This is a genomic window from Alcaligenes phenolicus (genome assembly GCF_032063905.1).
In the GTDB taxonomy this organism is placed as follows: Bacteria; Pseudomonadota; Gammaproteobacteria; order Burkholderiales; family Burkholderiaceae_B; genus Alcaligenes; species Alcaligenes phenolicus.
On record NZ_DAMBOE010000003.1, the window covers coordinates 95,371 to 108,636 of the forward strand.

At 56.4% G+C, this 13,266-nt stretch carries 10 protein-coding genes; 2 read left to right on the forward strand and 8 right to left on the reverse strand.

The features are described 5' to 3' along the window. Positions 1-32: 32 nt before the first annotated feature. Both U2949_RS07020 and U2949_RS07025 read left to right on the forward strand, forming a co-directional pair. Entirely contained in the window at positions 33-842 is an 810-nt protein-coding gene (locus U2949_RS07020; RefSeq protein ID WP_026484437.1) for a DODA-type extradiol aromatic ring-opening family dioxygenase, read from the forward strand. 72 nt (positions 843-914) lie between these two features. Continuing rightward, positions 915-1,709, forward strand: coding sequence for an exodeoxyribonuclease III (locus U2949_RS07025; RefSeq protein ID WP_026484438.1), 795 nt, complete (start codon positions 915-917; stop codon positions 1,707-1,709). 24 nt (positions 1,710-1,733) lie between these two features. On the opposite strand, the gene U2949_RS07030 is transcribed toward U2949_RS07025, so the two are convergent. The 8 genes from U2949_RS07030 to U2949_RS07065 form a co-directional block, all read right to left on the reverse strand. Continuing rightward, positions 1,734-2,063, reverse strand: coding sequence for a c-type cytochrome (locus tag U2949_RS07030; protein ID WP_009460372.1), 330 nt, complete (start codon positions 2,061-2,063; stop codon positions 1,734-1,736). A 196-nt stretch (positions 2,064-2,259) separates the two neighbouring features. Next, the gene (gene nirK / locus U2949_RS07035) at positions 2,260-3,405 is read right to left on the reverse strand and encodes a copper-containing nitrite reductase (protein ID WP_009458792.1); all 1,146 of its coding nucleotides are present in this window, start codon (positions 3,403-3,405) and stop codon (positions 2,260-2,262) included. A gap of 228 nt (positions 3,406-3,633) precedes the next feature. Further along, positions 3,634-4,098, reverse strand: coding sequence for a MarR family winged helix-turn-helix transcriptional regulator (locus U2949_RS07040; protein WP_257723726.1), 465 nt, complete (start codon positions 4,096-4,098; stop codon positions 3,634-3,636). A gap of 129 nt (positions 4,099-4,227) precedes the next feature. Further along, on the reverse strand, positions 4,228-6,003 hold the full coding sequence (locus tag U2949_RS07045; protein ID WP_321286887.1) for an acyl-CoA dehydrogenase: 1,776 nt from the start codon (positions 6,001-6,003) through the stop codon (positions 4,228-4,230). A gap of 2 nt (positions 6,004-6,005) precedes the next feature. Next, complete coding sequence (locus tag U2949_RS07050; protein WP_321286889.1) at positions 6,006-7,376, reverse strand: spinster family MFS transporter; 1,371 nt, start codon at positions 7,374-7,376, stop codon at positions 6,006-6,008. Positions 7,377-7,445: 69 nt separating this feature from the next. Next, a complete protein-coding gene (locus U2949_RS07055; protein ID WP_257723729.1) occupies positions 7,446-9,569 on the reverse strand; it encodes an acetate--CoA ligase family protein in 2,124 nt (707 codons plus the stop codon). 89 nt (positions 9,570-9,658) lie between these two features. After that, entirely contained in the window at positions 9,659-10,498 is an 840-nt protein-coding gene (locus tag U2949_RS07060) for a p-hydroxycinnamoyl CoA hydratase/lyase (RefSeq protein ID WP_094197787.1), read from the reverse strand. Positions 10,499-10,761: 263 nt separating this feature from the next. Beyond that, on the reverse strand, positions 10,762-13,041 hold the full coding sequence (locus U2949_RS07065; protein WP_257723730.1) for a nitric-oxide reductase large subunit: 2,280 nt from the start codon (positions 13,039-13,041) through the stop codon (positions 10,762-10,764). Between the last annotated feature and the right edge of the window lie 225 nt (positions 13,042-13,266).

Consider the following 13,266-nt stretch of genomic DNA (forward strand, 5'->3'; position numbering starts at 1 on the left):
TGCCCCTATCAGGGCAGGGGCAGGAGATCATCATGACAATGCCCACCTACTTCATCTCGCATGGTGGCGGACCCTGGCCCTGGATGCCTGAAGCGCAAACCATGTACGCGCCGCTACGTGCTGCCTTGCAGGATATTCCACGCCAATTGGGCCGCACACCCAAAGCGATCTTGATGGTCTCCGCCCACTGGGAAGCTCAACAAGCCAATCTGCTGGTTGCCGCCGCAGCACAACCGAGCATGGTGTACGACTATTACGGCTTTCCGCCCCACACGTACGAGATTCACTACCCTGCACCAGGCGATCCTGCTCTGGCCCAACAGGTCTGTAATTTGCTGGAAGGCGCTGGCCTGCCCACTCATCTGGATTCGCAGCGTGGCTTTGACCACGGTGCATTCGTACCGGCTTATGTGATCTATCCGCAAGCCAAAGTGCCTATGGTGCAACTGTCCATTCACGCCAACTACGACCCGGCCCTGCACTACGCCATGGGCGAGGCGCTTGCGCCTTTGCGAGACGAAGAGGTGCTGATTATTGGCAGCGGTCTGAGCTATCACAACCTGCGCAATATGGGCCCTGGCGGTGTGCAGCCCTCTGCCCAGTTTGATGCCTGGCTGCATCAAAGCCTGAGCCTGGAGGACCCTGCCGCCCGTCGTCAGGCCTTGATGGACTGGGAACAGGCCCCGGCCGCACGTGTTGCCCATCCCCGCGAAGATCACCTGGTTCCCCTCATGGTGGCCGCTGGTGCTGCGCGTGGCGACGCAGCGCATCGCTTCCACCACGAAACCCAGGCCTTTGGTGGCTTGACCGTGTCCAGCTACCGCTTCGGCTCAGCGTCGTAACAAGCTCTGACGGCCACTGACATCCAGGCAGGTTACGGGTTAAAGTGCTGACGCTATAAGGAGAATTGCCACGTGTTACGCGTCACCTCGTTAAACGTCAACGGTATTCGGGCCGCCTTTCGTAAAGGCCTGCCCGCCTGGCTGGAAGCCCAGAAACCTCATATTGTCTGCATGCAGGAAATCAAGATCAGCGAGCCTGATCTGACCCCCGATCTGACCAACCCCGGTCAATACCACGGGCATTTCCACCATGCTCAGAAAAAAGGCTATAGCGGTGTAGGCCTGTACCTGAACCACAAGGCAGAAAGCGTGGCCGAAGGCATGGCCTGCGAAGAGTTCGATGCTGAAGGCCGCATTATCCGCGCCGACTGGAACGACCTTAGTGTGATCAGCGCCTACCTGCCCTCGGGTTCATCGGGCGACGAGCGTCAAACCGCCAAGTATCGCTTTCTGGATCATTTTGAGCAGTGGATTAATGGCTTGATGCAGGAACACCGCGATACCGGCCGCGAGTTCATTATTTGTGGTGACTGGAATATTGCGCACCACGAAGCCGATTTGAAGAACTGGAAAGGCAACCTGAAAAACAGCGGTTTTCTGCCAGAAGAACGCGCCTGGATGAGCAAAGTGCTGGGCGAACTGGCTTGGGTGGACGTGTACCGTAGCCTGCATCCCGATACCACGGACGAGTGCTACACCTGGTGGAGCAACCGCGGCCAGGCTTGGGCCAAAAATGTGGGGTGGCGCATTGATTATCAAATTGCCACCCCAGGTATTGCTGCCAAGGCGCGCAGTGCAACGGTCTATAAGGAAGAACGTTTCAGCGACCACGCGCCACTGACGGTTGATTACGACTGGAGCCTGTAAATCCAGCCTGAAAAAGCCAGCGCCTTAGCTGGCTTTTTCAATCATGTAGCGCACAACGCTGCGCAATTGTTCATCGGTTGCTTTGGGTGCTGCACCACGTGGGGGCATGGCGCCCTTGCCGTTCAGCACAACTTGCATCATGGCATCTTCGCCTTGGGCGATCAGGGGCTCCCAACGAGCCTTGTCACCCAAACGAGGGGCATTGGCCATACCCGATGCATGACAGACCATACACGAAGACTTGTACAGCTTGAGAGCTTCGTCCGAGTTGGCATGTGCTGCAGGTGCGGCGGCCAGCAAAAACAAAGCGGCCATTGCGGAGTACATCATGGTGGCGGGGCGATAGGTTCTCATGGGTTTACCCTTTAAACAGTCGGCATGAACGCATGCCTGGCTGATACTTCGTTTTCTGTACAAGAGGCCCGTTTTTCATGGTTCGAACCTCTTGCTTCTTCACTAACTAATCACTATCCAATAACTGCCTTGAAGCCCGGACGGAAATGATGGGTGTTTCTGGTTCTCAATTCTGCATACCGGGTGCCAACCCTGCTTAGCCCTTGATCGGGCCGGGAGGGCTGACTTGCTTCATCAAGTCGTCGTTCCATTCGCCTTCGACCAGAACGTGACCTGCTGCGCCCAGTTCCATGGCTTCGATCAGGTTGTGGTTCACATAGGCGTACACACCAGGCTGCTTGAAGGTGTAGAGCGCCACACCGGCCGAACCGCCGCGAATGAACCAGGTTTCCAGGTTCTTGGCAGGTGGATCATCAAACTTGCCCAGTTCCCAAACCCAGTCACCGTGACCACCGATCAGGTGAGGACGGGTGTCGCGGTTGGCCTGCGAGTGAATGAACAGCACGGTTTCACCCACGTTGGCCTTCATGGCACCGTCGCCCATCAAGGCACCGACCTTGCCGTTGAACACCACGTGGCTGGGGATCAGACCACGCATGGCTTCCAGGGTATCGCCGTAGCTTTCAGCCGAGGAACCATACTTTTTGAAGTTGCCCTTCTCATCACGAGGGATGTAGAGGTCAAACTCGCCAATGGTGTAGACACGGTCGTAATGCAAGGAATTGCCAGCCGAGTCTTTCAGGCCATCACGCGGCAGAACCATAACGGTACCGTGCATGCCCTGGACCACGTGCCAGGCTACCGAGCCTTCGGGTGCGCAGTGGTACACAAACGTACCCGTGCGGTCGGCCTTGAAGCGCAGTGTGGCTTGTTCGCCGGGGTTCACGTTGGTCAACTTGGCACCGCCTAGCGCGCCAGTCGAGGCGTGAAAGTCGATGTTGTGCGGCATGGTGTTGCTGGCCGGGTTGACCAGGGTCAGCTCCAGGTAGTCGCCTTCATGCACAACCATGGTGGGGCCGGGCATGGAGCCATCAAACATCATGGCGTGCATGGTGGTGCCATCGCGATCGACCACGATCTCTTTTTCCACGATGCTCATGCGGAACTCCACCACGCGCGGCTCGGGACCTACTTTCTGCTCGTGCTTGTGGACCATAGGAGGCGCAACCAGATCCACCTTGACCCGCTCCAGCTTGGCGATCTGGGCTTCTGTACGCGCGGCCAGCCAGGGCGCGTTCTTTTTTGGTGCAGCCGTCTCGCGGGCTTGTACTTGAGCCGCCAGCAAAGTCGTTCCTGCGGCGACACCTAGGCCAGCACTTTTCAAGAAATGACGACGTTCCATACTACCTCCGGTTTGATCCAGGCGTGATGCCTGCTGATTAAATAGTTGATTGCTCTAACAGTTACAGGATGTATTTGAACGCACTTGGGCTACGTCATCTTTGTTGCAGCGCAAGCATTGGCGATGCGCACAAAAAAAACCGCCTCAAAGGCGGTTTTAAAAATACCTGTTGACGATACGCCGCAACCAGATTCGCAAGGATCGTCTGCTCAACTGTTCTGCAACTGATCAGCTTTCGCGACTCTCTTGGACAGCCATCAGTTTGTCCAGGGCCGAGAACAAATGGCGCCGCTCGGTAGCGGTGAGAATCTGTTCCAATTCCTCCTCCAGTTTTCCGACCTGCTCTTCAGCTGGCAAGAGCAAAGTCTGGCCCTGGTCAGTCAGATGTAATTGCTGCAAACGCCGATCACGCGGGTCTGAATGACGCTGGATCAAACCACGCTTGACCAGACGCTCGACCACCGGCACCAGATTGGACGGCGAGATATCCAAGGTTTCACCCAATTGGCGCAAATAGATTCCCGGATTGGCATCGAGCAATATCAAAATAGAAAATTCGCTGGGCTTGAGATCATGCTCGGCAACCCGATGTGCAAACAGCTTATGAATATGAATTTCCGTTCGCGTGAGGCGATAGCCCAGAAAGCGCAAAAGGCGCGACTGGTCAACAGCGGATTCGAGGGCACTGTCCATGAGTTGGTGTCTGACTAAAAAGAAAAAAACGCCTGCAAGATAGTGTCGACACACTATCGACACCATCCTGAGCGGCACACCGTTGATCGGTGCAGACATCAATCATAGAACATAGACCCGCCAACCGTCTCAGACGAGCTTTTGCATAGGCACTGTGCTTGCCGCTGTCGCCTCTATCCTGCTCACGTAATAGCGGGCGTTCAGCAAACCATGATCAAAGAAATAATCGGCACTGGCCACCTTGCGCTCACACAAACGGGTATCGGCCTGCAAGCGACTAACCCGCCCTGCCCGTGCCCAGGCAAATGCCATACACACGGTACCGACCAAGCGCAGATAGTCTTCCGCACACCGAGCCAGCACCTGCGTATCGTGCTGAGCAAGGCTACACAAATGAGTCGTCACTTCGTGCAGATGGTCGCTCCACTGCCGCAATGCTTTCCCCCACGGACAATCGGCCATCGCATTCAGGCAAGCGTCCGCTTCGCTGCGCCAGGTCTGGAGCAAAGGCTGCAAAGCCTCTGGGCCCACAGAGGCGATCTTGCGCTGCAACAGATCCAGGGCCTGGATCTGATTAGTCCCCTCATAAATCATGGCAATACGCACATCCCGAAGCGTTTGCTCAATACGATACTCATGCACATACCCATAGCCGCCGAAAACTTGCAATGCGTCGCTGGCCAAGACAAAGCCCCGCTCTGTAAAAAACGACTTGACAACGGGTGTCAGCAAAGAGGCCAGAGCCAGAGCCCGCGTCTGTTCCTCGCCCTCTGGCAGGCTCTGCGCCAAATCAAGCTGATGTGCTGTCCACCCCGCCATCACCCGCATGCCTTCCGTCCAGACGCGCAAGTCGGCAAGGATGTGTTGCATGGCGGGATGATGGGCAATAAGGTCCGCGGCTCCCGTGGCCATTGGCGGGCGGGGCTGCGCCCGCATCTGATGACGCTCATGAGCATACGAGCGTGCCAGTTGCCAAGCAGCCTCTGCATGCCCCAAGCCTTGCAAGCCAACATGCAAGCGAGCCGAGTTCATCATGACAAACATAGCGGCCAAACCCTGATGCGGTTTGCCAAGCAACCAGGCCTGGGCAGCCTCAAAACGCATCGTGCAGGTAGCACTGCCTTTAATACCCATTTTCTTCTCAATACCATCGCAATAGATCGTATTGGAAACCAAACCACTCTCCTGGGGAATCAGGCGCGGGGACAAGAACAAAGACAGGCCTCGGGTACCGGCAGGGGCATCGGGCAGACGTGCCAGCACCAGATGAACGATGTTCTCGCTCATATCCTGATCGCCACCAGAGATAAAGATCTTGTTGCCGTTCAAGCGGTAAGAACCATCTTGGGCGGGCAGCGCCTGGGTACGCACCAAACCCAGATCAGAACCGGCTTGTGGTTCAGTCAGGCACATCGTGGCCAACCAGCGTCCGCTGACAATATGCGGCAGATAGGTGCGGCGAATGTACTCATCGCCATGAGCATAAAGACAGGCATACGCACCGTGCAAAATCCCTGGATACATGGCCCAGCCATGATTGGCCGACGCGAGCATTTCATGCAAGGCTGTATCCAGCAACTGAGGCAGACCCTGGCCACCCACGCTAGGATCGCAGGCCAACGCAGGCCACCCAGCTGCCACAAAATCTGCATAGGCCTTAGCAAACCCGTCTGGCGTCAAGACCCGGCCATGCTCCAGACGACATCCTTGCAAGTCAGCTGGCCCATTGAGTGGTGCCAAGACGTCGGCACAGAAGCGTCCGGCAGCCTCAACTACCCTATCTGCCGTTTCCTGATCCAATCCCTCGTGAGCTGGCAAACGGCGCCAGTCCTCCTCCGCCTGCAAACAATATTGCTGTACAAAACGAAAGTCCTCCAATGGGGGCTGATAATGTGATGCTTGCATACTTAAGTCCTCTCTTGCTGCGCCAAACCGGCGACCAATTGACGATACGGGCCAATCGCCCATGCCAGGCACACGGCTGATAGCAAAGCCGCCAAGGCTGAAACCAACCCCAATGACAACCCTACTTTCTGCTCATCATAGAAAATAAAATCCGTGAAATACGCGACCAGAAACGGGCCCATACCCAAGCCAACCAGGTTAATCAAAAGCAGATAAATTGACGTGACCTGCCCCCGCAATTGATTGGGGGTAATCGCCTGCAAGATAGGGGGAGCCAAGGCAACGGGCATTCCCAGAAAGAAGGTGGTTGCTGCCACAGCGACCAAAGCAAGCTCGGCGGAAGGGGCGAAGGCCAGCGCCACGCCAGTCGCGATCAGAATGCTGGTGGCTACCAAGGAAATAAGGATCGAGCCTACCAGTTTTCCCCGTGCGGTCAGATGATCAGCCAGAAAGCCACTGACCAACATGCCCCCAATCCCAAATGTCAAAATAATGACCCCGTAAGCTGGGCCAATTTCACCGGGAGTCCAACCCCACTGGCGGATAAAGGTAGCAGGCAACCAAGCCGTGACGCCAAACGTAATCATGGCGGTCAGCCCCGGGGCCAGCAGCAGTGGAAAGTAGGCCCGTTTATGGCGCAGCACATAGCGCCAATCAGGGGCGCAAGCCAAATTGGCACACGCGCTCGAACCAGCCTCTTTCGTGCCCCGCCGTACCGGCTCCCGCACGGTAAGCATCAGTAGAATCAGTGGAATACCGGGCAAGGCCACAAAGATGAAAGCCGCCTGCCAAGGCTTGAAGCTGCCCAGCAGCGGGAACACCAGCGTGCCCGATTGGCTGGCCGCCTCAATGACCAGCCCGCCCACAATGAAAGCGGTCGCCGATCCTATATATATGCCCGATGTGTAGATACTCATGGCACGAGCCCGGCGCTCGGGCGCAAAGTAATCGGCCAACATAGAATAGGCGGCCGGGGAAAGGGCGGCCTCGCCAATGCCCACGAACATGCGGGCGACAAACAGCGAGGCGAAACCAGTCACATAGCCTCCTGCGGCAGTGGCCAACACCCACACCACCATTCCGATCACTATCAGGTTGCGGCGATTCCAATGATCTGCCAAGCGGCCCAGAAAAATTCCAACAAACGTATAGAAAATGGCAAATGCAAAGCCGTGAACAATACTGAACACCCAATCTGACAGTTGCAGATCCTTCTTGATAGGCTGCACCAACAGGCCCAAAATCTGGCGATCCACAAAGGACAGCGTGTAGGCCAGCAATAAGACGATCGTGACGTAATACGCATAGCCCAAGGTGGAAGGTTGGGGGGAAGCGGGCACGCGTACACGGCCCGGCAAATAAGGCAGGCTCATGACAAACTCCTGTGAAGGACGGAGAAGGGAATTAAATGGGCTGACATCAACAGTCAGCCCTGGCGGACCTCAGCCACTTTGACCCTGGATCAGCATCAAGGCATCTAAGGCAAGCACACCCTGACCTTGGGGCAACACAATCACCGGATTAAGGTCTATTTCACGAATAGCAGGCGTGCCACGCAACACCTGCCCAAGGCGGACAATCAACTCGGCCAGCGCCTCACGATCAAGCCTGGGGGAGCCTCGATAGCCATGTAACAAGGCTGCGGCCTGCAACTGATCAAGCTCCTGCAATACCTGTCTTACAGACAGATCAGCATCCAGCAGACGAACATCGCGCATGATTTCCGCCGTCACCCCTCCCATGCCTACCAGAATTACGGGCCCCCACTGCGGATCCTGACGCGCCCCTACAATCATCTCCAGTCCGCGCCGCCCCATGGCTTCTACCAGCACACCCTCCAGGACAATACTCCCGTCATAGTTGGCCACATTGGCATGCAGACGCTTCCAGGCTTGCTCTAATGAGGGCCTGTCGCCAACGTTAAGAATGACACCGCCTGCATCACTCTTATGGCTTAACTGAGCAGACTGGGCCTTGAGCGCAATAGGCCAGCCCAGCGTCTGGGCAGCCTCTACCGCCTGCTCCAGGCAAGTAGCCAGTTCTCCCCGAGCAAATGGTATGCCCGCTTGGGTCAGAATTCGCTTGGCCTGATACTCCGGAACAATGGTGCGATCTGCCGGCAATGCTAGGGCCTTGGGTTCACTGTGGCTGCTCTCAAAACTGCGTGCTTGCAACGCTGTCAAACGCTGCACGGCGCGCAAGGCCCGCTCCGTACTGGGGAAATACGGAACGCCCAGGCTACGCATTTGCTCAATGAACTCGGGTGGGACAGCCGCCCCCTCGTCCAATCCGGCAAGCACCACGGCCTTACGGGGACGCACATCATGTATGGCTCGCAGCACCGGGGGCATTTTGATGCCACAGGTCACCGCATCGCCCTGAATCAGACCAATAAGCAGGGTAGAGAAACGCTCGTCCTCCAACAACGCCGTCAGGGTACGGTAGTAAAGGTCCGGATCGACTAAACCTTGTGCGGTCAGATCCAAGGGATTGCTCACACCCACAAAGCCGGGCAATACGGCTCTTAGCTGTGGCGAGTCCTGGTCGCTGATCACCGGCAGATCCAGTTGCAAGGCCTCGGCCCAATCCAGGGTCAAGGCTTTGAAGGCACCCGACTCACCCAGAACCGCTGCGCCCGCAGCCGGCAAGGCGGGACAACGAATGGCAATCTCGGCAATATCACCCAACTCTTCCAGCGTTTCTGCAAAAACGGCACCCGCACGCTCCATCTTGGTGCGCATCAAGGAATAGTCGCCTGCCAGAACCCCGGTGTGTGTGGCCGCGGAAGCACGAGCCGCACTGCTTTTGCCTGGATGAAGCAGGACAAGCGTCTTGCCCTGACGACGTGCCTGGGCCACAGCTGCCAGCATGCGCTCTGGTTGACGAAACTGCTCGACAATCATCGCAATAACGCGGGTATGGTTTTGCTCCAGCAGGAACTCCACATAATCTTCCGCAACACTGGACGCCTCATTGCCCGTTGAGACGGCGTAGGACAAGGGCAGGTGACGGCTGGACAAGGTGGTGCACAGCACCGTCATCATGGCACCGCTTTGCGACACCACCCCGATGCACGGTTGCTGCGCGCAGGTCTTGTCCCGAATATCCACTTGCACAAACGTCAGTGGCACACCTTGCTGATAATTGATGCTCCCCAGACAGTTAGGCCCTTCGATCACCATGCCAGCCTCAGCCGCAATTCGAGCAATCTCGCTTTGCTCGGCTTGCCCCTGTTCACCGGCCTCGGCAAAACCTGCCGAGAAAATGATGGCCGCACCGACACGCCGCTTGGCCAGCGCACGAACGGTATCCAGGACGGCCGTTTGTGGTATCGCCAAGACAGCCACATCCACTCCGTCAGGAAGCTGCTCAACGGATGCCAGGCAAGGGCGGCCTGCTATCTGGGCACGCTTGGGATTGATCAAGTAAATCTCACCGGCAAAACCGTTGCGTTCCAGATTACCCAGTACCGATGCCCCCAGTGCGCCGGGTGTGGCAGACGCGCCCACAATAGCAATGGAGCGCGGCCCTAACAGCCGTCCGATATCCGGCCGCTGAGCGGCCACCCTCTGTGTCCTTATCACTGTTGTCTCCCATTGGGTGATGTCAGCTCTCCTTCAGACCAAGGAGGCTGCCTCCCCTGCTGTGCCGTTTATCAGGCTTTTTGTTTGGAAAGGTCGTAGGTTCCCAGGCCAGGCTTGTATGTTTTATCGTCCAGGAACTGACGCATACCCTCTTTGCGGCCTTCGTTATCGAAACTGTTTGCTGCTTCCTGAACTCGCACCAGATAGTCTTCAGCATTGTCGTAGGTCATTTCCCGCACACGACGAATGGCATCTTTAGTGGCCTTCAAGGCAATCGGGTTCTTTTGCAGCAAGGTTTGGGCAACCTGCGTCACGCGCTCTTGCAAGCTCTCCAAGGGCAAGGACTCATTGACCAGCCCCCACTGAGCTGCTGTACGCCCGTCGATGTTCTCACCCATCATGGCGTGATACATCGCATTACGGAACGACAACAGCTCGACCGCAACCTTCGAGGCACCACCGCCGGGCAAAATACCCCAGTTGATTTCAGACAGGCCGAACGTGGCCTCATCAGCAGCAAACGCTAGGTCGCAGGCGAACAAGGGACCGTAGCCTCCGCCAAAGCACCAGCCGTTGACCATCGCAATCGTCGGTTTCTGAAACCAACGCAGTCGGCGCCACCAACCGTAACTTTCACGTTGCGCCTTGCGCGTTCCTTCCAGGCCTGTGGCCTCGGTCTCCCGGAAATACTCTTTCAAGTCCATGCCAGCAGTCCAAGCTGAGCCCTCACCACTGAGCACCACCACACCCACGTCCTCACGAAACTCCAGCTCATCGAGCACACGCATCATCTGACGATTCAGTTGCGGACTCATGGCATTGCGTTTTTCGGGACGATTGAATTTTACCCAGGCGATACGGTTCTCTACCGTACAAGACACGGTTTGCTCTTCTGTACGTTCAATATTCATCAGCCTTCCTTGCTCTTGTGAAACTGGATCCATATCCAATTAGTTTGATTTAATAATCATTATGATAAATAATTATTATTGATCATCACAATACAGCGTTAACCCTAGGTACCGGCTAACACAAGCCGCACAACCTTACAAAACAAGCACCAGTCTGGCGCTCGTGCTCAGAGCACACCTGCCTGCGCCATAAAGAAACCGCCCGAAGGCGGTTTGCTTGCAGATGCGCTCTCATAGAAAAAGAGAGCGCCGGTAAAAAGAGATCAAGATGTTTTGATGGCACCGACTGCCTTGGCCGGCGTGATCCGACGTCGTGCAGAAATACGTACCCAGACCTGCTGAAACACGATCAAGGCACCGGCAATGAACACAACGTCACCCAAGGTACGCCACCAGCGCAGGGATTGCAGGATAGGCTGCTGCATGAACTCTTCGCTACGTGCATACCACATGCCTTCCGAGATGCTGGCCCAGGCCTGAATAATCCCGGCTGGCAGCAGGCTGACGAACATCATCAGAACCAGACCCAGGTTCAGCGTCCAGAAACCCCAGCTCATCAAGCGGTCGTTGTAGCGAACCTCTGGCGAGATATAACGCACCACCAACAAGACAAAGCCCAGAGACAGGAAGCCATATACACCGAACAAGGCTGCGTGTGCATGCAGTGGCGTGGTGTTCAAGCCCTGGATGTAGTACAGCGAGATAGGTGGATTGATCAGGAAACCAAACACACCAGCGCCGAGCATGTTCCAGAAAGCCACGGCCACGAAGAACATGACAGGCCAACGCAGATCACTCATCCAGCTGGCTTGTTTCTGCATCTTCCAGTTATGGAAGGCTTCGTAACCCAGCATGATCAAGGGCACCACTTCCAAGGCACTGAAGGAAGCGCCAATGGCCATGATCGGTGTGGTCGTACCCGAGAAGTACAGGTGATGCAAGGTACCAGGCACACCGCCAACCAGGAACAGCGAGGCGGCAGCCAGACCGGCAATGGTGGCACTGCGCTTGGAAACCAGACCCAGGGTCAGGAAGATAAAGCCCATGGCAACCGTGGCAAAGACCTCGAAGAAGCCCTCAACCCACAGGTGAACCACCCACCAGCGCCAGTACTCCATGATGGTGATATTGGTGTGCTCGCCGTAGAACAAACCGGTACCGTAGAACAGGCCAATGGCCACGGTCGAGATGGTCAGCAGAACCAGCAGGTGGTTGTCGCCCTTGTCACGACGCAGAGCAGGCCACATGCCACGCAGCATCAGCAACAGCCAGAAAGCCAGGCCAACAAACTTGATGATCTGCCAGAAACGGCCCAGATCCAGGTACTCATAGCCTTGGTGACCGAACCAGAAGTTCAGCTCGGGTGGCAGGATGTTCTTGATAGCCAGGAAGTTACCGGCAAAAGAACCAATAAAGAGCACAACCAGAGCACCGAACAGGACATCCACACCCAGGCGCTGGAATTTGGGATCTTCACCCCCGTTAATCAATGGCACCAGGAACAAACCGGCGGTCAGGAAACCACTGGCAATCCACAAGAGAGCTGCCTGAATATGCCAGGTACGGGTCAGGGAGTAAGGGAACCACTGCGACACGTCTATGCCATAGAACATCTGGCCTTCAACCGTGTAGTGCGCGGTAAAGCCGCCCAGGAAGACCTGGATGACAAACAGGGCAACCGTCAGGAAGGCATATTTTTTCAGGGCACGCTGCGAAGGTGTCAGGCGAAATGCCAGAACCGGATCAGTGGCCGGTGCAACAGGCGCTTCCTCTTCTTTGTGCGTAAAGGCCCAGATCCAGACCAGCAAACCAATACCGGCCAGCAAGAGGACGATACTGACAATGGACCAGACGATATTGGCCGTGGAAGGATGGTTATCCACCAAAGGCTCATGTGGCCAGTTGTTGGTATAGCTGACGGTAGTGCCAGGACGCTCCGTTACCGTGGCCCAGGACAGCCAGAAGAAAAAGCGGGTCATGTCCTGACGACGCTGCAGCTCTGGCAGGGTGTTGTCCTTCATGGCGAAGCTCTCGCGGCTGGACTTCAGCTCGGGCGCATCACCAAACAGGTCGATGTAATACTGGGCGGTGGTATCGATGGCCTTGGCGCGGCGTTCGCTGATCTGCAATACGCCCGTCGCTTCATCAATGCGGTTGGGACGGTATTCGTCCTGCAGTTCCTGCCGCAAGGTGGCCTGCTGACTGGATGTCAGCTGATCGTAGTTCAGCGAGTAGGTTTGCTGGGCGGCCAGATCCAGCCAGGCCAGAGCCTCGCGGTGCAACCAGTCGGCGCTCCAGTCCGGAGCCTGGTAGGCCCCATGCCCCCAGATCGAGCCCAGCTGCATGCCGCCGGTACTTTGCCAGGCGGACTGGCCACGATGTATCTGTTCCTGTGAGGTAAATTCACGGCCATCCGGTGTGACTACCTTGACGGGCATGGGGGGTGCCTGACGATACACCTCCACACCTGTCCATCCCAGGATGGCAAAGGTGACCATGGTGACTGCCACCAGGGACCACCATAGTTTTTTATAGCTACGCATTTTCTTCTCCGTCTCGCTGATGAATCAAACGACCCAATCCAAACAGGTCCTGGCAGGACCCAGTTACCTGGTCAAAACCTGTTTGGGTACGGCCCCGGAACGGGGGACGGACCGAAGTACACGCCTTGTAGCGATGTTCTGCTAAGTCGGGGGTCATGTCATAGTCCTTAAAAATGTATGACAAAACATCTAAAGCAAAGACCGTGCCAAGTCCTGGACGACATA